The organism is Peptoniphilus phoceensis, from assembly GCF_001517665.2.
In the GTDB taxonomy this organism is placed as follows: domain Bacteria; phylum Bacillota; class Clostridia; order Tissierellales; family Peptoniphilaceae; genus Peptoniphilus_A; species Peptoniphilus_A timonensis.
In genome coordinates this window covers 272,430-291,418 of sequence record NZ_LN999809.1, presented here as the reverse complement: position 1 = coordinate 291,418, position 18,989 = coordinate 272,430, and the positions used below count along the sequence as shown (strand labels likewise).

The 18,989-nt window shown below is 29.2% G+C and carries 19 protein-coding genes and 1 other annotated feature; of the genes, 3 read left to right on the top strand and 16 right to left on the bottom strand.

From position 1 onward, the window contains the following. Position 1: 1 nt before the first annotated feature. On the top strand, positions 2-799 hold the full coding sequence (locus BN3657_RS05630; RefSeq protein WP_062552112.1) for an amino acid ABC transporter permease: 798 nt from the start codon (positions 2-4) through the stop codon (positions 797-799). Continuing rightward, on the top strand, positions 786-1,505 hold the full coding sequence (locus BN3657_RS05625; protein WP_062552111.1) for an amino acid ABC transporter ATP-binding protein: 720 nt from the start codon (positions 786-788) through the stop codon (positions 1,503-1,505). The genes BN3657_RS05630 and BN3657_RS05625 overlap by 14 nt, the downstream gene beginning before the upstream one ends. Before the next feature lie 92 nt (positions 1,506-1,597). On the opposite strand, the gene ileS is transcribed toward BN3657_RS05625, so the two are convergent. The 4 genes from ileS to BN3657_RS05605 all read right to left on the bottom strand — a co-directional run bounded on the left by ileS (position 1,598) and on the right by BN3657_RS05605 (position 7,937). Next, the gene (gene ileS / locus BN3657_RS05620) at positions 1,598-4,699 is read right to left on the bottom strand and encodes an isoleucine--tRNA ligase (RefSeq protein WP_062552110.1); all 3,102 of its coding nucleotides are present in this window, start codon (positions 4,697-4,699) and stop codon (positions 1,598-1,600) included. Positions 4,700-4,752: 53 nt separating this feature from the next. Beyond that, positions 4,753-4,943 (bottom strand) — a binding site (T-box leader). Further along, entirely contained in the window at positions 4,938-5,348 is a 411-nt protein-coding gene (locus tag BN3657_RS05615) for an RrF2 family transcriptional regulator (RefSeq protein WP_019138104.1), read from the bottom strand. (Overlaps the previous feature by 6 nt.) A 35-nt stretch (positions 5,349-5,383) precedes the next feature. Beyond that, positions 5,384-6,661 carry an NAD(P)H-dependent oxidoreductase gene (locus tag BN3657_RS05610; protein WP_062552109.1) on the bottom strand — a complete coding sequence of 426 codons (1,278 nt, stop codon included), beginning with the start codon at positions 6,659-6,661 and terminating at the stop codon, positions 5,384-5,386. Positions 6,662-6,734: 73 nt separating this feature from the next. Continuing rightward, complete coding sequence (locus BN3657_RS05605; RefSeq protein ID WP_062552558.1) at positions 6,735-7,937, bottom strand: aminoacetone oxidase family FAD-binding enzyme; 1,203 nt, start codon at positions 7,935-7,937, stop codon at positions 6,735-6,737. Positions 7,938-8,030: 93 nt separating this feature from the next. Here BN3657_RS05605 and BN3657_RS05600 point away from each other — a divergent pair, with 93 nt between their 5' ends. Next, positions 8,031-9,665, top strand: a complete 1,635-nt coding sequence (locus BN3657_RS05600; RefSeq protein ID WP_062552108.1) for a putative manganese-dependent inorganic diphosphatase — start codon at positions 8,031-8,033, stop codon at positions 9,663-9,665. Positions 9,666-9,714: 49 nt separating this feature from the next. On the opposite strand, the gene BN3657_RS05595 is transcribed toward BN3657_RS05600, so the two are convergent. From BN3657_RS05595 to radC, 12 genes are all read right to left on the bottom strand, one after another. Continuing rightward, complete coding sequence (locus BN3657_RS05595) at positions 9,715-10,263, bottom strand: hypothetical protein (RefSeq protein ID WP_062552107.1); 549 nt, start codon at positions 10,261-10,263, stop codon at positions 9,715-9,717. 10 nt (positions 10,264-10,273) lie between these two features. Then, complete coding sequence (locus BN3657_RS05590) at positions 10,274-12,031, bottom strand: DUF4153 domain-containing protein (RefSeq protein ID WP_062552106.1); 1,758 nt, start codon at positions 12,029-12,031, stop codon at positions 10,274-10,276. Between the two features lie 90 nt (positions 12,032-12,121). Beyond that, positions 12,122-13,387 (bottom strand): dihydroorotase, encoded by a 1,266-nt coding sequence (locus tag BN3657_RS05585; RefSeq protein ID WP_062552105.1) that lies wholly within the window; start codon positions 13,385-13,387, stop codon positions 12,122-12,124. Between the two features lie 74 nt (positions 13,388-13,461). Beyond that, positions 13,462-13,770, bottom strand: coding sequence for a CD1247 N-terminal domain-containing protein (locus BN3657_RS05580; protein WP_019138096.1), 309 nt, complete (start codon positions 13,768-13,770; stop codon positions 13,462-13,464). Between the two features lie 12 nt (positions 13,771-13,782). Continuing rightward, entirely contained in the window at positions 13,783-14,340 is a 558-nt protein-coding gene (gene efp / locus BN3657_RS05575; protein WP_062552104.1) for an elongation factor P, read from the bottom strand. 13 nt (positions 14,341-14,353) lie between these two features. Continuing rightward, complete coding sequence (locus tag BN3657_RS05570) at positions 14,354-15,310, bottom strand: hypothetical protein (protein ID WP_062552103.1); 957 nt, start codon at positions 15,308-15,310, stop codon at positions 14,354-14,356. Then, positions 15,303-15,809, bottom strand: a complete 507-nt coding sequence (locus tag BN3657_RS05565) for a type II secretion system protein (RefSeq protein ID WP_062552102.1) — start codon at positions 15,807-15,809, stop codon at positions 15,303-15,305. The genes BN3657_RS05570 and BN3657_RS05565 overlap by 8 nt, the downstream gene beginning before the upstream one ends. Beyond that, positions 15,754-16,128 carry a type II secretion system protein gene (locus tag BN3657_RS05560; RefSeq protein ID WP_230204188.1) on the bottom strand — a complete coding sequence of 125 codons (375 nt, stop codon included), beginning with the start codon at positions 16,126-16,128 and terminating at the stop codon, positions 15,754-15,756. The genes BN3657_RS05565 and BN3657_RS05560 overlap by 56 nt, the downstream gene beginning before the upstream one ends. Next, complete coding sequence (locus tag BN3657_RS05555; RefSeq protein ID WP_062552101.1) at positions 16,118-16,558, bottom strand: prepilin-type N-terminal cleavage/methylation domain-containing protein; 441 nt, start codon at positions 16,556-16,558, stop codon at positions 16,118-16,120. Before BN3657_RS05555 ends, BN3657_RS05560 begins: the two co-directional genes overlap by 11 nt. Further along, positions 16,545-17,705 (bottom strand): hypothetical protein, encoded by a 1,161-nt coding sequence (locus BN3657_RS05550; protein ID WP_062552100.1) that lies wholly within the window; start codon positions 17,703-17,705, stop codon positions 16,545-16,547. The genes BN3657_RS05555 and BN3657_RS05550 overlap by 14 nt, the downstream gene beginning before the upstream one ends. Next, on the bottom strand, positions 17,692-18,240 hold the full coding sequence (locus tag BN3657_RS05545) for an SGNH/GDSL hydrolase family protein (RefSeq protein ID WP_062552099.1): 549 nt from the start codon (positions 18,238-18,240) through the stop codon (positions 17,692-17,694). Before BN3657_RS05545 ends, BN3657_RS05550 begins: the two co-directional genes overlap by 14 nt. An 8-nt stretch (positions 18,241-18,248) precedes the next feature. Then, positions 18,249-18,968 (bottom strand): RadC family protein, encoded by a 720-nt coding sequence (radC, locus tag BN3657_RS05540; protein WP_062552098.1) that lies wholly within the window; start codon positions 18,966-18,968, stop codon positions 18,249-18,251. Positions 18,969-18,989: the final 21 nt, after the last annotated feature.

Sequence of the window (18,989 nt, the reverse complement as noted above, 5' to 3'; positions counted from 1 at the left end):
TATGGAAAATATTTATAAAATTGAAAATAAAAAATTTTCTAAAAATAATCTTATAAATGGCTTAGTCATTCTAGCCTTTTTAATATTTTTATTAATTTCTGGAAAATTGTTGTTTGGCTTTTTTGGAACAAGTGTAGAAATTTTTGCAAAGTATAGTTCATATTATTTTAAGGGGCTTTTGGTCACTTTATCACTTTCACTAATTTCTGTGGTCTTAGGTTCTATTTTTGGTTTATTTTTGTACCTTATGAAATCTTCTGAAATAAAAAGTCTAAAAGTTTTTTCAAGTGCATATCTAGAAATTGTGAGAGGAACTCCAATGCTTACTCAAGTATTTTTTATTTTCTTTGGTCTCGCAAGTATAATAGATTTTAAAAGTTTTGGACTCTCAATTTCATCTTTTGCCTATATAACAGGCGTCATAGCTGTTAGTTTAAATTCCGCTGCCTATGTTGCAGAAATTATAAGATCTGGTATAAATGCCATTGACAAGGGACAAATGGAAGCTGCAAGATCTCTTGGAATGAAAAAATCTTTGGCAATGGAAGAAGTGATTCTTCCCCAAGCCACAAAAAATATTTTGCCAGCTCTTGCCAACGAATTTATAGCAGTTATAAAAGAAACTTCAATTATTTCAACTATTGGAGTAACTGACATAATGTATAATGTAAATTTAGTGAGGGGTTCATCTTATAAAGCTCTAGAACCTCTTATAATAGGTTCTCTACTTTATTTTGCTATAACTTTTACTTTATCTAGGCTCTTAAAATTTGTGGAGGGAAAATATGATAAAAATTAAAAATTTACAAAAGTCCTTTGGCGATAAAGAAGTTTTAAAAGGAATAAATTTAGATATAGATGATTTAACTGTAACATCAATAATTGGTGCAAGTGGATCTGGAAAGTCAACCTTATTGAGGTCAATAAATTTACTAGAAAAAATAAATGGAGGAAATATTTATTTAGATGGTTATGAAATAAGCGGTGACAACCCAAATTTGGAAAAAATAAGATTGGAAATTGGAATGGTCTTTCAAAATTTTAATTTATTTCCAAATAAAACTGTTTTAGAAAATATAACTCTTGCACCTATTAAAGTAAAAGGTGAAGACGAAAAATCTGCAAAAGATTATGCTATATATCTTTTAAAGAGTATGGGACTTGAAGATAAAAAAGATTTTTATCCTTCTTCATTATCTGGTGGACAAAAACAAAGAGTCGCAATTGCCAGAGCTCTTGCAAATAAACCAAAAGTTCTCCTTTTTGATGAACCAACTTCAGCACTTGATCCTGAAATGGTAAAAGAAGTTTTAAATGTAATTAAATCTTTAAAGGACAAATTAACTATGATTATAGTTACTCACGAAATGGGTTTTGCTCGTGAAATTTCTGATACGATTGTCTTTATGAAAGACGGAATTGTAGAAGACTTGGGAAGTCCCGATTACATTTTCAATAAGACAAATAATTTAAATACAAAGAAATTTTTAGAAGCAGTTCTTTAATAAAATAATTTATTATATTTTTGTTAGAGAAAATATTATAAAAGTTTGCATAAAAATAAGGCTCTAGTTTCCTAGAACCTTATTTTTTATTTTCACATTTTTTCTATATTTATTTTTATATCGTGACCATTTAGATTTTCAATATCTGCATCATTTTCTATATTTTCAATTTCAAGAGCAAGAGTTTCTGATTTAATAAATTCTTTATCTGATTCAATAGCTTTTTCCACTTCTTCATCAGACTTGTAGCTTATCTTAATATTATCTAAAATATCTAAATCTTTTTTCTTTCTCAATTGTTGAATTTTTGATACAAATTCTCTAACATAACCTTCATTTAAAAGTTCTTCATTAAGTTCTGTGTCAAGAATTACAAATAAGTTGTTTTCCATTATTACATCAAAACCTTCTTTTGCAGAAATTTTAACTTCTACAAAATCTCTTTCAATTTCTGTTTCTTCACCAGATATTTCAAGATTAACTTTGCCTTCATCAAGTTTTGCTAGTAATTCTTTTGCATCAACTTCTCTTAACAATTTTCCAAAATCCTTAACTTTTGAGCCTAAAATACTTCCGCAAACTCTAAAGTTTGGTTTTAGTTCAAATTCCATATATTCTGAAAGGTCATTTTCAAATTGAACTTCTTTAACATTAAGTTCTTCTTTTATTAAGTCTGTTAGTTCTCCAATTATATCCTTATATTTTCCGTCAATGATAACTTTTGAAAGAGGTTGTCTTACTTTAATCTTAGCTTCTTCTCTTGAAGCTCTTCCTAAAGTTACAAGATCTCTTACAAGATCCATTTTTTCTTCAACTTTATCATTAATCATATTTTCATCATAAGTTGGATAATCGACTAAGTGAACTGATTCTTCATCAGTTAATGACTTAAATAATTCTTCTGCAGTAAATGGAACTATTGGAGCAATTAATTTTGTAACTCCAAGTAAAACTTCGTAAGTTGTCTTGTATACTGCAATTTTTGTGTTGTCTTTGTCTGTTTTCCAGAATCTTCTTCTGTTTCTTCTTATATACCAGTTAGAAATATCTTCTATGACAAAGTCTTGGATTTCCCTTACAACTTTTGTAAGTTCAAAAGCATCCATATCTTCTCTTACATTTTTTACAAGTCTATTGTATTTAGATAGTAACCATTTATCTATTTCTTCTAAATCGTCATAAGAAACTTTTCCTTCTCTTGGATCAATTTCGTCAGTATTGGCATAAAGACTGAAGAAATTATAAGTGTTTCTAAGTGATCTAAAGAATTTTGATTCAATTTCACGAAGACCATCTTCATCAAATTTTGTTGGTGTCCATGGTGGTGAAACATATAGTAAATACCATCTAACAACATCTGAGCCATATCTATCAAATAATTCAAATGGAGCAACAGTGTTTCCACGTGATTTTGACATCTTCTTACCTTCCTTATCAAGGATAAGATCATTGACAAGTACATTCTTATATGGACTCTTGCCAGTCATATAAGTTGAAATTGCAAGAAGTGAATAAAACCAACCTCTAGTTTGATCTATACCTTCAGAAATAAAATCTGCTGGGAACAGTTCATCAAAGTTATCTTTATTTTCAAATGGATAGTGCCATTGAGCAAAAGGCATAGCTCCTGAATCAAACCAAACATCAATTACATCTGATTCTCTAGTCATTTCCTTACCACATTTTGGACATTTTAGATGAATATCATCAACATAAGGTCTGTGAAGTTCAACATCTTCACTTACATCTTCTACTGCTTTATTTCTAAGATCTTCAATTGAACCAACAGATTCTGTATGACCACATTCACATCTCCAAATTGGTAGAGGTGTGCCCCAATATCTTGATCTTGAAATTGCCCAGTCATTTAAATTTTCTAGCCAATTTCCAAATCTTTTTTCTCCTACGAAATCTGGGAACCAGTTTACACCTTCGTTATTTTTAATTAATTTATCTTTAAACTTAGTCACTTCAATATACCATGATGGATGAGCATAATAAATTAGTGGAGTGTGACATCTCCAGCAGTGTGGATAATTGTGAAGCATCTTTTGTTTAGAGAATAAAAGATTATTATCAATTAGATAATGAAGAACATCGTGGTCAGCATCAATTACAAATTGACCCTTCCAAGGTGTATCTGTAAATTTTCCTTCTTCATCAACTGGTTTTAACATTGGAAGGTCATATCCCCTTGCTGTTTGATAGTCATCTTCACCAAAAGCTGGAGCAATGTGAACAATACCAGTACCGTCTTCTGTTGTTACATAGTCTGCACAAATTACAAAGAAAGCTTTTTTATCTGGTGTAAGGAATTTAAGAAGTTGTTCATATTCAGTGTATTCAAGATCTTTTCCAAGCATTTCTTCTAGAACTTCGTATTCATCATCTTTAAATACTTGTTTTGCAAGAGATTTTGCTACATAATAAATATTTCCGTCTGAGTGCTTAACTTTTATATATTCAACTTTAGGATTAACAGCTAGGGCAACATTTGATGGAAGTGTCCATGGAGTTGTTGTCCATGCCAAGAAATATTCGTCTTCCTTGTCCTTTAACTTAAATTTACAAGTTGCAGTTGTAGTCTTAATTTCTTCGTAACCTTGAGCTACTTCGTGAGATGCAAGTCCAGTTCCACATCTTGGACAATAAGGTACAATCTTGTGTCCTTCATAAATAAGACCTTCTTTAAACATCTTGTCAAGAATATGCCAAACAGATTCAATATAATTATTTTCAAGAGTAATATAAGGATGATCCAAGTCAATTAGATAACCCATTCTTCTTGTAAGGCTTCTCCATTCTCTTTCATATTCAAAAACAGATTCTCTACATTTTTTGTTAAAGGCCTCAACACCATAAGATTCAATGTCTTGTTTGTTGTGAAGGTCTAATTTCTTTTCTACTTCTATTTCTACTGGAAGACCATGTGTATCCCAACCTGCTTTTCTCTTTACCTTATATCCCAACATTGTATGGTATCTACAAGTTAAATCCTTTAAAGTTCTTGCCATAACATGGTGTATTCCTGGCTTTCCATTTGCAGTTGGAGGTCCTTCATAGAATATATAATTTTCTCCATCTTCTCTTGTTTCAACAGATTTGTGAAGAAGATCTATTTCATCCCAAAATTTTGAGATTCTCTCTTCTCTTTCACTTACACTGTCTTTAGATAATTCTTTAAACATTTTCATCTAAAACTCCTTATTCTTCCAATTTTTATATAAAAAAAGTCCCCTCTCAAAAGAGAAGGGACGAACTAACCGCGGTACCACCCTAATTATAGGAAACTATCACTTAAATATTTTAACGCAAAATACGCAAAGGCTTTTGACCTTTGAGCTCCAAGGTGATCTGTAAAATCTAAAAATACAGTTTCGCACCAAACAACTGCTCTCTTACTTTTTTAAAAATTACCGTCCTCTTCACAGCTTATATGAAGTTGTCGATTGTTTGACTCTTAAACATTTTAATAATATTTGATTGCATACCAGCAAGGGCAACGTGGAATTTACAATTTCTCGTATCCCCATCAGAATGCTTACTGCAAAATGAGTCTTCTTCTTGTAGACACCTATTAATTACAATAGGACCATCTACAGCTATAAGTATATCATACAAAGTGATTTCTTCCTTGGGTTTCTTTAAATAATAACCGCCCTTCGATCCTCTTTTCGCATCTGTAATACCAGCTAAATTTAATTTTCTCAAAATTCTAAGAGTAAATCTTTTAGTAACACCTTCGCTTTCAGCAATTTGCGGTGCTCCAACGACTTTGCCCTCATTTTTGGCTAGATAACTAACAATGCGAAATGCATAGTCTGTTTCTTGTGTTATTCTCATTTTATCACCTATTTCACATATTATATCATTTTTGTTTATTTTTTAAAATAGTCATCTTGTTTTTTTCTTAATTTAACAATTTCTGAATCTTCATTTAAAGATATGTCATCATAAGTAAGTAAAGATCCCTTCTTGATATCTCTTTTTGCAAAAGAACCCTCAGTTACAATTCCAATTGGCAGATGGTTTCCCTTTAATTGATCTTCTTTCTTTTCAAGACTTCCAAAAATCATTTCTCCACCAATAGAATCAAACTTTTCTCCCTTTTTTATGTCTCTTTTTGCAATAGATACTGTTTCTGCAAAGGGTTCTCCCATAGGAGCAATTGATTCATCTCTTAGGACAACTGCCTTAATAATAGAAATGACAGTTTCAATACTTGTCAAATGATAGGGTCTATAAATAGCGTAATTTGGACCTTCTCCCATTGAAAGATATTTCATTTCCTTATCTATTATTTCTGATTTTGGTCTAACTACTGCAAAAACACCTGGAGCAATTCCTGTTGCAAAATCAACAACGCCATAAGAAGTTAAAATTCCGCCATCTTCTTTTAATTTATAATCCTCTGCTATCTTTTTTGCTTCAGTATCAATAAAATGACATCCTCTTATATCAGGTACAAATCCAAGAGCATTGCAAACAGCATTTAGTTCAATCATAGTATTAGTTCCATCAACAAAAGAAGTTAACATTCTAGGATTAATGCCTTTTTTTTCAGCACTTTCTTTTAAGCTTTCTGGATTTGCATAATTATTTAATTCATTATTTTTTCCCTTGCCTAATACTAAGACTTCAAAACCACAATTTTTTGCAAATTCATAAATTTCTACAATAGCACCTGGCTCGTCTCCCTTAGTTCCAGAGTAAATAACTCCCTTTTCATCAGCCAAATGTTTTAGATAAGGTCCTACTGTTGCATCCATTTCTACATTTAGACTTACAATATCAACCTTATTATCAATGGCACAAAGAGAAAGTGCAGTTCCAGTTTCTGTATCTCCAGTACAATCAACTAGGCAGTCTACAAGTGATGCAGCAATTAAATTATTAGTAGTAGCTATATACTTTTTTTCTTTTAATAAATTTTTAGCCTCTTCAATATCATCAGTAAAGGCAAGATCATTTTTATTAATCTTAGCAGAATCAATAGCAGCCTCTAGTGTTTTTCTATTTCTTGAAGAAAATACTAGGGGATAAAAATTTTCATTTTGACTTAGTAAGGTGAAAAGTGAACTTCCCATAATTCCTGAGCCCACAATTCCAACAGAAATATTTCCATATTCCTTTAATTTTTTCTCTAAATAAAACATTCTTCCTCCAAATCTATTGCAATAAGTAATTATTAAATTTATTCGCAAAGATTATTTTAATCTGAAATTCTTTCTATTGCAAATTACTTTTTTCCCTAAGTATTTTTCCAAGCCTATAGGCACATGCAAAGGCAAAGTGAAGATTATATCCTCCGCAGTCTCCGTCAATATTTAAAGCTTCTCCAATAATGTAGAGATTTTTATATTTTTTGGACTGATAATCAGAACTATTTACTTCACTTAAATCAACTCCACCTCTAGTGACCTGTGCATTTTTAAAACCAGTATTACCTGTCACTCTAAAATGCGACTTTAACAATAAGCCTATAATTTTTTCAAAATCACTCATAGAAATCATATTCATAGCTGTGTTTTTATCTAAATTTAAAAAGTCGACTATATAATGAATGAATTTTTTGTCCACAATCCCCAATAAATATTCTTCGAGAGAAAAATCTGCAAACATATAGTATCTTCTGTAAAGCATTTCTATACTTTCATCATTTAAATTATTTATAAGAGGAACTTCTATTACGTTGTCATTGCTAATATTTACTGACAAATCTAAAATCGGCGGACCACTTATTCCATAATTTGTAAATAAAATTTCACCTTCTCTCTCATCAATAACTTTGTTATTTTTTAAAAGTCTTGCCTTTCCAATGACTTTTGTACCACTTAAATGTTTTAAATATTTTGAATCAAGCTTTAGCTGAGTGAGTGCAGCTTTTAAATCTGTGACTTTTATTCCCATTTTCTTTAAAATTTCAAAACTTACTCCATCAGATCCACTTGCTGGCATTGCTTTTCCTCCAAAAGCAATTATTACTACATCAGCTTCGTAATTTCCACTGTTTGTAAATAAAGTATAGGAGTTTTTATTCTTTTTGATCTCCTTAACTTCAGTATTTGTTCTAATGTCGATTCCCTTTTTTTCTAACCAATACATTAAAATATTTAATACTGAATTGGCTTTTAAGGTAATTGGATAAATTCTATTTCCATCACTTGTGGATTCAAGACCCAAAAGTTTAAAGTAATTAATTAAATCTTCATTATTAAAATCTTTTATAGTTTCTTTTACAAATTCAGGAGAAGAATAATTACTTTCTGACAAATTTAAATTAGTGTAGTTACACCTACCGTTGCCAGTTGCCAACAATTTTTTCCCAATCCTATCATTTTTTTCAAGAAGTATAATCTCGTTGTTTTCATTTTTTGCATTTATAGCAGTGCTTATTCCACTAGCACCTGCTCCAATTATTATTATTTTCATATTATCACACATAAATTATATCCTAAGTTCATATATTTTTACAAGATTTTGGCGAATTTGTGTGTTATAATATCAAGGAAATTTGGAGGGTATATGAAAAATAAAATTTATATAACTGGTCACAAAAATCCAGATACAGATAGTATATGTTCTGCCATTGCCCTTGCGGAGCTAAAAAATAAAATGGGCGAAGACGCTGAAGCAATTAGGCTTGGAAATTTAAACAAAGAAACAGAATTTGTCTTAGATTATTTTAAAGTTCCAAAGCCAAGAATTAAAAATTCTATAAAACCTCAAGTTCGTGATATTGAAATTGATGCAGCTTATTGTGTAAATCCTAGCCTTTCTATGGCATCAGCAATGGATTTAATCCAAAAAAATAATATCAATTCACTCCCCGTAGTTGACGATGACGACAACTTAATTGGAATAGTTAGTCTTTCAAATATTGCATCTACTTATATGGAAATTTGGGACGACTCAATTATTGGAAGAAGTAAAACAAGTTTTGAAAATATTTTAGATGTACTTAAAGGAAAAGTTCTACACCTACCAGAAAATCTAAGACCTCTTTCAGGAAAAATGGCTGTAAAAGCTATAAAAAATCAAGACTTGATAAATGAAGGCGACATAGTTATTGTTGGTGATGATATTAAAGACCAAGAGTCTGTCATTAAAAAAGGAATTTCTCTTTTAATTCTTACTATATCAAGTAAACTTGATGATGATTTAATGGAACTTGCAAGAGAAAATAATGTTGCTGTAATATCTACTGGTCTTTCAACTTTTATGGTCGCAAGAATTTTGCCACAAGCTGTTCCTGTAGAATATGTCATGACAAGAGATGACCTTGTAGTATTTCACAAGGACGATTTAATTGACGATGTCAGAGAAAAAATGGCACAATCAAGATTTAGATCCTATCCAGTGTTGGACAATAAAAATAAAGTAATTGGAAATATTTCAAGATATCATTTAATTTCAAATTTAAAGAAAAAAATAATATTAGTGGATCACAATGAAAGAAACCAATCCATTGACGACATAGAATGTGCAGAAATAATTCAAATTGTAGATCATCACAGAGTTGCAAATATATCAACATCTTCGCCAATATATTTTAGAAACGAACCTGTTGGATCTACTGCTACAATTATCTCAAAAATGTTTTTTGAAAATGGGATAAAACCATCAAGAGAAATAGCAGGACTCCTTTGTGCGGCAATTATTTCTGATACTCTTTTATTCAGATCTCCTACATCAACTGAAACTGATAAATATGTTTTAAATAAAATGAAAAAAATTGCAGCAATTGATGTTGATGATTTTGCAATGAAGATGTTTAGAGCAGGAACAAGTCTTGAAGGCAGAAAACCTGACGAGTTATTAAAATCTGATGTCAAAAACTTTTCCATTGAAGGTGTAAATGTAAGAGTTTGTCAAATTTTTACAATGGATCTTGAAAGCACAGTTTCTGTGGAAAAAGATTTAAAAGAAGCTATGGAAAATTTTGTGGCAACATCAGATGCAGAAACTTTTGTACTAATGATTACAGATATATTTAAGGAAGTTTCAGAAGTCATCTTGGCAGGATCCTTTAAAGAATCAATTGCAAGAAAATTTGGAAAAGATCTTGTTTCTGATAAATTCCTATCAGAAGGCTTACTTTCTAGAAAAAAACAACTTCTTCCAAAAATTTCTGCCGCAATATCTGAAGAACTTTCATAAAAAAATAAGAGCCTATCCAATTAACTGGGATAGACTCTTTTTTTATTATCTAATGGCAATGGTCCTTACCGCATCCACATGAATCATCTTTATCATGTGAATGACAGTCGCAATTATTTTCGTGATTGTGCTTATGATTATCTTCATTTTTATTTTCTTCACTATCTTTTTCTATATATACATTTACTTCTTTGATTCCATAAACTTTTTCAAGTTCTTCTGAAAATTTTACAACAGTTTTTTCGTCAAAACCGTAAATATAAACTTCACTTCCATAGTTTAAAATTTCTAGTTTTAAAATGCCATCATCATAAAGACTTATGCCCATAAAGTTAAGTGCCATTTCTCCAATAAGATTTTCTAAAATTGTTTTCTTAAAGTCTTCATCAATAATTCCTTGAAAAATATATTCATAACCATTTTCATCAGAATAGACAGCAAATTCATCGACTACCTTTTTTGACTTCTCATCATCTTTTAATAAAGTGATTTGATAAGAATCACACCTATTTAGATAAATCCTCAAAATATCTTTTATGTGACTTAGGTCTATGTTTTCATCTATAAAAACATCATTTTCAAAATTTATATAATACAAATTATCACTCCTATTTTGTTAAGAGATAAAATTCTACATAAGCATTTTCTATATTTTCATAATTTCCAAAATAAAGATTTGTGAAATAAATTTTCATGTTAGAATCTTCCATTGCAAGGTCTTCTAAATTGATTTCATTTTTTGTTTTCTTTAAAGTTTTTAATTTATCTCTTAGACCAATTAAATCAATAGTTTTTTGCAATCTATATTCTTCATTAATTTTCTTATAAATATTTATTTCTTTTTTATCTCTTTCAAACTTGTAATTACCAGAAATAGAAACATTATCTAGAGAATAGACAAAAATTATATTTTTATAACCTTCTATGTCCATATTAAATCCTAGTTCCCCTTCTTTATTGATATTATCTGTATAAGAATAACCAAGATAAGTCTTATCTTCAATTTTATTTGAGAAACCAAATACTCTAGTGAAATTTTCTTCACTTAGCTTAAAATCTTTTGGAAGATATTTTAGTTCTTCTATTCTATTTCTTTTGTCCATATAAGAAACAATATCTATTATTTGGTTTTTTACAGAACTCTCAACATTGACATCTGAATTAATAAATTGTCCTGCAATCATATTGTTTTCTTTTAAAAGTCTTTCAAACCTAGCATTTTGTGATCTAGTGCTAAGTTTTATTGCAGATGCAGGCCCAATTCCCGTAATTAGAATTATTATTGCCAAGAAAATTGGAATAGTAATGTTTGAATTATTTCTATAAAAAATATAATAAATTAAAGATAAAAATACCCAAAGTCCTGCAGCAATTACGATGTACCTATTTTCAGTTAGTCCATATTCACTTATTCTCAAGTAAATTGCAAAAAACATCATTGCAAGTAGAGGAAATAAACTTATTGGAAAAATAACTTTAAATTTATTAATAAAAGCTATTGAATCCACTCTAGACAAGAAAAATAAGTAAATTACAGCAAAACTTGAAAACCAAATCACTAAATTTACAATGAGATTATTAGGAATTTGCCAAAGAACTAATATCTTTATGAAATAAACCAAAAGTATTAGTGTATAAATAATCACAAGTGGTGTAATTATATAAACTAATAGAATTTTAAAAGCTTTTGGATACTTGTAGTCTGTAAAAGAATCTCTAACTTTTGGAAAATCTTGGAAAAAAGTTATCACGTTAAATAGGATAAAAGAAATAATTCCTATTCTAAGATAAACTATAGATCCAAAATTAAAGTTAAATAGAGAATTTATAGCAAAAACTATACTAGACATTCCCACAAAAACTATAAAACTATATATGTTTGAAATTATAAAAGCTTTCAAAATTTTTGCCACATAGACAACATAATCTTCATGATAATTAAACTTTGCAATAAAAGATGATGCTACAACTAAAGCTGCAATCAATGTAAAATAAATAAATCTATCATTGTAATTATTTAGTGGAGCTTTTTCGTCAAAAACAAGTTCATAAATGCCATATAGCATTGGCAAAGTAATTACATAAGAAATTATTTTTAATAAATTATTGTTCTTTAAATTTTTTAAATCATAAAAATTTCTGAGTCCTTCATTAAAAAGTTTTATAAAAGCGTATAGAAATATTGCGAATACAAAAACCAAACCATAAGAAATTAATCTATTGTTAAGAGCTTCGGAATAGCTATCGTGTGTCGCAAGAACCAAAAATATGCTTCCTAGTATTGCAGAAATTATTGTAAAGGGAAATCTTTTAAAAGTATCTTTTACACTTTTAAAATTAAGTATTTTTAAATTAACTTTTTTCATAACTACCTCCCTTTTTTAATAATATACTAATAACAAAGATTTTTAAAGATTTTGGTCAAAACCTTTGTCATTGTTTCCACTTTGACATATTTATTTTTTGTATACTATCTTTCCATCAGAAATTGTATATATGACTTCTCCCTTTAAATTTTTATCTTTAAAAGGTGTATTAGATGATTTTGATTTAAATTTATCTATTTTATAAATGCTATCAAGATCAATTATAGCAAGATCTGCCACTTCTCCTTCTTCTATTTTTCCTCCATCAAGACCATAAATTCTTGCAGGATTATAAGACATAAGCTCAATTAATTTCATAAGACTTATTTCTCCTGTCAATACTAAATTTTCATAACAAACTGAGAATGAGGTTTCGAGACCAATTATTCCTGAAGGCGCCTTAGTTATTTCTTTTTCTTTTTCTTCTTTTGTGTGGGGAGCGTGATCTGTTGCAATTATTTCTATTGTTCCTTCTTTTAAACCCTTTATAATTCTGAGTCTATCTTTTTCACTTCTAAGAGGCGGATTCATCTTTGCAAGACTACCATATTTTAAGACTGCAGAATCATTTAGTGCAATGTGATGAGGAGTAACTTCTGCATAAATATTTGCACCCATGGATTTCCCAAACTTAACTAAATCAACTCCAAGTCCTGTGGAAATATGTTGAATAGAAACTTTTGCTCCAGTATAAATTGCCATTGCAACATCTCTTGCTATGAAGGATGTTTCTGCAATATTAGGTGATCCAAAAATCCCTAAACTTTCTGAAACTTCTGAATGATTTATTCCATTTTGAGATATTAATTCTGGATCTTCTTCGTGAAAAGAAATTAGGGCACCTAGCTTTTTTGCCCTTTCCATAGCTTCAAGGATTAATTTTGAATTTCTGTTGGGAATACCGTCATCTGTAAAAGCCACAGCACCTCTTTTGAAATTTTCTTCCATATCTACAAGTTCTAAATCTCCAAAATTTTTTGTTAGAGCTGAAACTGTAAATACTTTTAGTGGTAAATTTCTTGCTTTTTTATAATGTTCTAAGATTTTTTCCTTTGAATCTATTTTGGGACTAGTGTTAGCCATTTGAATTACACTTGTAAAACCACCTGCTACTGCAGCTTGACTACCTGTCTCTAAATCTTCTTTTTGAGTTTGTCCTGGATCTCTAAAGTGTACGTGAACATCAATAAGTCCAGGGACTACAATTTTTCCCTTGGCATCGATTATTTCTTCTTGTGAGTCTGAGCTTTCTAAGTTTTTTCCTATTGCAAGAATTTTTCCATCTTTAATTTTTATATCTAAAACTTCATCTCTATTTGATTTTGGATCAATTAATCTTCCAGATTTTATTATCATAGCAACTCCTAATAATATAAATAAATTTTTATATCTTAAAAAAGACGAGGATTACCCTCGCCTTTAAAAATATTTTATTCTTCTTCTGCCTCTTCTTCGTCTTCATCATAGATGTCTAAATCGTCAAAGTCGAAGTCGTCATCATATAAGTCGAAGTCAATGTCGTCATTTTCGTAAACATAATCTTCAAGATCAGCAAGATCTTCTTCGATAATGTCTACATAATCTTCAATTTCTTCGCGAGATTCTCTCATTTCATCGATAACATCACTTAGAATATCTACAAGTTCTGAAATAATTTTTCCTTCGTTTGTAGTAGTGTCTAAGTCATAACCGTCACAAAGGCCTTGTAGGTAAGATATTCTTTTTAATAAATATTCCATATTTCCTCCAAATTAAACTCTAGACATATATTCGCCATCTCTAGTGTCAATTCTTATCATATCTCCTGTGTTAATGAAAAGTGGCACATTAAGAGTAAAGCCTGTTTCAACAGTAGCTGGTTTTGATCCACCACTAGATGTATCTCCCTTAACTCCTGGTTCAGTTTGTGTTACTTCTAATTCAACAAAGTTAGGAGGAGTTACCCTAAATGCCTTTCCTTTGTAAAAATTAATAGTTGCCATATCATTTTCTTTGATAAAGTTAAGAGCTTCTTCAACCATATCTTTTTCTAATGGAATTTGTTCATAAGATTCTTGGTCCATAAAATAATAAAGTTCACCATCAGAATATAGGTATTGCATTTCTTTATTTTCAATTACAACTTTTTCAAATTTTTCAGATGGGTTAAAAGTTGTATCCTTGATTCCACCTGTAAGTACTGATTTAATTTTACTTCTTACAAATGCTGCTCCCTTTCCAGGTTTAACGTGTTGGAAATCAATAACTTCCCAAACATCTCCGTCCCATTCAAATGTAAGTCCTTTTCTTAGTTCTCCTGCGTTGATCATATTTTCCTCCATTTTAAGTATTATCTTCTATTTCATTATAGTTAATTGCCATTGGCTGAAATTTTATGTATTCAGGCAACAAATAACCGTAGATCTCGAAGACTCGCTTAGAATATTCTACACTTATATTTGCTTTTTTATCATATAAGTTTATTAAATATCCATCTACTCCTAAATTATTTGAAATTTGTGCATTCTCTTTTAAAATAATTATACCAGATATTACATTATCATTAAACAAAACTTTATCATTTAATATGAAAATTTGATAATTACTTCCAGACTCAAAGCTAAGTGAGCCAGAATTTTGAACAATTATTTCTGTGGATTTTATTTTATAAACTTTATTTCGCTTTTTAATAAATGAATCTGTTTCTTCATCATATTCTTCAACTTCTTCAAGAATATAGGGATAAGCATATATAAAATCACCATCAAGTACAATAACTTTTGAACTTTTATTTATCCATGACTCATCTTCATAAGCTTTTCTTATTTTTTCAAGATAATTTGTAGAAACTTTTCCAGAATTTAAAATCCCATCCTTTTCTTCATAAATTTTATTAATGTATTTTGCTCTCATATTTGAGCTTGCAAGTGTGTTTTTATATTTAACATTTGCCTTTAAATCAACATAGTTAATCTCTTTTTTATCCTTATCCAAGTAATCTGATTTAGATAAACTCATACTCAAAACTTCTGTGTCCTTTGGAGAAGAATTTACGCTTAAATTTCTCTTTCTTGTATCGCTAAAAATAAAATTAGATAGTTCTTCTTCAAAGTCTTCTTCAGAGATTTTCATATTTAAAACTGATTCAGCTGCATAATTCGCTTGAATTCCATCTAATCTATTTCTACTTATATTTGTTGAATTAGAAATATAAGAATAGATAAAGTAAAAAAAGATTGCCAGAAGACTAATAAGAATAATTGTAAAAATGTATATATAACCCTTTTCTCTCTTATTCATAAAGCTTAATCCTCTTTGCAATCTTTGTAGAAATTTCATCTTCGTCCTTGTACTTTATTTTGATTCTAAAAAAATTTCCTTCGTCACTTATAGAAAAATCATCTATCTTGTCTATAATGGCATTTGCTCCCTTGTTCTTTATTTCTCCACTTGTAACAATAGAATCTTCTAATCTTGAAAATCTATATATTTCTTTATCTTTTAAAGCAAAACTTATGTAATTATAATTTTCCCCCAATCTCTCTACAAAGTATAAATTTCCATTTAAATTTACATAAAACTCACTAGAAGCAATTTCATCTTTTATGTATTCAAGAGCATAGGATACATCAGAATTTACATTTTCATTTAAGTAAGTTTTACTAAGAGTTTTTTGTGAAACTCCAAGAATTGATGTCAAAACCATTCCAATTATTAAAATCATGCCCATGGAAACCACTAATTCAATAAGTGAATAGCCCTTTTTTCGGCAAGTAAATTTCCATTTTAACTTCTTCATCTGAATTTCGCCTCTTTCCACTTACAATTAAATGATTTAAATTCCCTTGCTCCTCATTTTGAATATTAATTTTAAATTTATCATTTATATTATCATTTGAACTAAAATCAATTGACAGGTCCTCATTGTTATAAGACTCTCCAATAATTTCTTCCATTCTCGAGTTTACAGCATTTATAAGTTCTTCTCTTTCTCTAATATAGTTTTGGTTTTCCAAAAGACTTATAATATTTGGCAAAATAGTTGAAGCTACTAGGGCAAGAAGAGCTATTGAAAATAGTGCTTCCAACATGAGATGCCCCTTATTTTTATCTTTCATACTCACTTATATTCACCTTACCTGTAACTGGTTGGATGCTTATTCTAAATTTCTTTTTTCCCACAGAATATATAAGAGTTCCAGCTGAAGATTTGTCCCTTATATATGATGGCTTTCCCTTGCTTGTAAAGGTTATATTATTTAGATTTGATTCTTCTAATTTTACAAGTTGGTTAAATTTTACTTCCTTACTTTTTTCTCCAAATTTCATTGTATAAGAATTATCACTTATATCCATAGAAGTTCTAGTATTATTTATTTGAGCATAGTTTTTTAAAAATTTTATATCAAGGGCCATTGTCTTGATTTGTTCTCTTGCTTCAATTTTATCCTTGATATTAAAATTAATAGTTACAGTACTAAGAAGAATTAAAATTATAGCAATACTTAAAATCATCTCAATTAAGCTAAATCCCTTAAATCTCTTCATGAAAATCAACTTCCTTTATGAATAAAAATAAATCTTTATCATTTTCAGGAATAAAATAAATATAACTTGTATCGTATTGAAATAAATTAACTCTAAACCATTGACCTTCAAAAATATCTCCAGTGAAGGGCACTTTTTCTCCATAGCTATTTATTGTTCCAAATTCTTTGCATGCTTTGTAAGGAAAATAAAGGGACAAAGAAATTCCATCACAAGACCTATCAAGACCAAGTTTTATCATATCAGTGAGATTTTTTTCATGGACAAAAACTGAAGTCAAAGCTGAGTCCTTGTGATATTTTATATCTACTCCATCTTCTGTTATAAAACTATAATCTTCAAGATAATAATTCAAATTTTCATTTTCTTCGTCTAAATTTTTATAATCAAAATTATCTTTATCTTCTCTTTCTTTTAACAATAAATTCTTATTAGGCTTTGAAAGAAATTCTTCGTGTCCTTTAATTAGGTCTGAATCTTTATTTTTAGACAAGGACTTAGTTTTACTTTTATTAGAACTAATTTTTTTAATTTCTGTATTATTTATAGTTCCCTTGCTATTTTTTGTGACTTTTGTATTTTCAATCTTTACTATATTTTTCTTTTCTTCTTCCTTCTTTTTATTTATATCTTTCTTATTTTGATTTTCTACTTCAGCTTCTTCAAAATATGCCTTTTTTAAGTCGCTATAAAAAATAGCCCTTGATGGTTTTTCTGCCTTAAAATTATAAGTGTAAGTAGATTCATCCTTTCTTGTGAGATTAATATTTGAGTAGCCGTAATATTCTGTAAAGTTTTTTATATTATTTAAGTCCTTAGAATTTACTTTTCCTCTTATGTATAGACTTTCAAGATCAGATTGGGATTCTTTTGAAAAATTATTATCATCTAAATTATTTTCTTTAGATATCTTTTCTAGTTTTTCTGGAGAAAAATCTTCAAAACCTTTAAAATTATAATCCTCAACTTCCTCTTTAAAAGTATTATTTGAATCTAATTCTGAAATCTTTTGTAAGTCCTTTTTTATCAAGAAATTGTAAAATAAAAATTCTGTTAAAAGCAAAATTAAAAGACAGGATAAGATTTTTTCTCTCTTTGAAAATTTTCTATATCCAATTTTTTTGCAAAAAATATCAAATATATCCATTTAATTCTTCCTCAAGATAGACTGCAAGTTTTTTGTGAAGATTTGAATTTGGATGAATTCCATCAATTAAATCTTCTTCAATTGAATTTTCTTTGGCAAAATCAAAAAATGAAATTAGCTTATAATCGCCTTCATTTTCTTTTAAAATCTTGTCAAATTCCTCAATCTTATTATTAACTGAGGAAAAATTTATAAAAGTTTTATAAGCTTCATCTAAATTATAAATTGAAGTTTGGTAAGGTGAAATCACAAAAATTTCCCCCTTATTTTCTTTTAATTTTCTTACAATTTTATAAATATTATTTAAGACATAATCAAGAGATTTGCCATTAAAAAAATCATTTAAGCCAATACAAATAATATTTATATCATAGGCCATTAAATTATCTAATGAATACAATAATTCATCACTTGTAAGTCCATTAACTCCATAGTTGTCAATATCATAACCTTTTCCCGATAAATAATAAATTAAAGATTTTCCATCAACTAAATAACCTTCAAATATAGAATCCCCTAATGCACAAATCCTCATAAATCCTCCTACAAAATTCCTTCTTCTAGAAAGCTAAAGTACCTGTTATCTCCAATAATAATGTGATCTAAAATATCTATGCCAATAATTTTTGAGGCTTCTAAAAGATCTTTAGTAAGTTTTATATCCTCTCTCGATGGACTAGGGTCTCCAGTTGGATGATTATGTAATAAAATTATGCTGTGAGCATTATCTGAAATAGCTGTCCTAAAAACTTCCCTAGTGTGAACCAAAGTCATATCAAGGGTTCCTTTGGAAATCTCTCTTATAAAATTTATTTCTTTTTTCGTGTTTAAAGTCATTATTCTAAAATGTTCTTCTTCCAAAATACTCATTTGACTTAAAACATAATTTGCAGCTATAGATGGCGATGTGACTCTTATCTTTGATCCCGTACTTGAAACTGAAAGGCGAATCCCAAGTTGTACAGCTGCAATAATCATGGCAGCTTTCGCTTCTCCGATTCCCTCGACTTTCATCAAATCAGAAAAATTTGCATTTTTTAGAGAACTTAATCCATCAAGATCATTTTCTGACCTAAGACTTCTGAGAACTTTGGTAGCTGTGTCAATAGATGAATCACCCTTTTTATTCCCTGTTCTAATTATTAATGCCAAAAGTTCTGCATTCGATAAATAATTCGGACCAAATTTTATCAATTTTTCTTGAGGTCTCTCATCTTCTGGCATTTCCTTAATAGTGTATCTTTCAAAATCTCTTTCTTTCATAGCAAATCACCATTAAAAATA

Bases quoted from the DNA above. Each gene is read 5' to 3' on its own strand.
- BN3657_RS05600 (WP_062552108.1), top strand. From the start codon at position 8,031: ATGAAAAATAAAATTTATATAACTGGTCACAAAAATCCAGATACAGAT.
- BN3657_RS05615 (WP_019138104.1), bottom strand. From the start codon at position 5,348: ATGAGAATAACACAAGAAACAGACTATGCATTTCGCATTGTTAGTTAT.
- efp (WP_062552104.1), bottom strand. From the start codon at position 14,340: ATGATCAACGCAGGAGAACTAAGAAAAGGACTTACATTTGAATGGGAC.
- radC (WP_062552098.1), bottom strand. From the start codon at position 18,968: ATGAAAGAAAGAGATTTTGAAAGATACACTATTAAGGAAATGCCAGAA.
- BN3657_RS05580 (WP_019138096.1), bottom strand. From the start codon at position 13,770: ATGGAATATTTATTAAAAAGAATATCTTACCTACAAGGCCTTTGTGAC.
- BN3657_RS05625 (WP_062552111.1), top strand. From the start codon at position 786: ATGATAAAAATTAAAAATTTACAAAAGTCCTTTGGCGATAAAGAAGTT.
- BN3657_RS05605 (WP_062552558.1), bottom strand. From the start codon at position 7,937: ATGAAAATAATAATAATTGGAGCAGGTGCTAGTGGAATAAGCACTGCT.
- BN3657_RS05550 (WP_062552100.1), bottom strand. From the start codon at position 17,705: ATGGATATATTTGATATTTTTTGCAAAAAAATTGGATATAGAAAATTT.
- BN3657_RS05565 (WP_062552102.1), bottom strand. From the start codon at position 15,809: ATGAAGAAGTTAAAATGGAAATTTACTTGCCGAAAAAAGGGCTATTCA.
- BN3657_RS05610 (WP_062552109.1), bottom strand. From the start codon at position 6,661: ATGTTTTATTTAGAGAAAAAATTAAAGGAATATGGAAATATTTCTGTT.
- BN3657_RS05555 (WP_062552101.1), bottom strand. From the start codon at position 16,558: ATGAAGAGATTTAAGGGATTTAGCTTAATTGAGATGATTTTAAGTATT.
- BN3657_RS05630 (WP_062552112.1), top strand. From the start codon at position 2: ATGGAAAATATTTATAAAATTGAAAATAAAAAATTTTCTAAAAATAAT.
- BN3657_RS05585 (WP_062552105.1), bottom strand. From the start codon at position 13,387: ATGATAATAAAATCTGGAAGATTAATTGATCCAAAATCAAATAGAGAT.
- BN3657_RS05545 (WP_062552099.1), bottom strand. From the start codon at position 18,240: ATGAGGATTTGTGCATTAGGGGATTCTATATTTGAAGGTTATTTAGTT.
- BN3657_RS05570 (WP_062552103.1), bottom strand. From the start codon at position 15,310: ATGAATAAGAGAGAAAAGGGTTATATATACATTTTTACAATTATTCTT.
- ileS (WP_062552110.1), bottom strand. From the start codon at position 4,699: ATGAAAATGTTTAAAGAATTATCTAAAGACAGTGTAAGTGAAAGAGAA.
- BN3657_RS05590 (WP_062552106.1), bottom strand. From the start codon at position 12,031: ATGAAAAAAGTTAATTTAAAAATACTTAATTTTAAAAGTGTAAAAGAT.
- BN3657_RS05560 (WP_230204188.1), bottom strand. From the start codon at position 16,128: ATGAAAGATAAAAATAAGGGGCATCTCATGTTGGAAGCACTATTTTCA.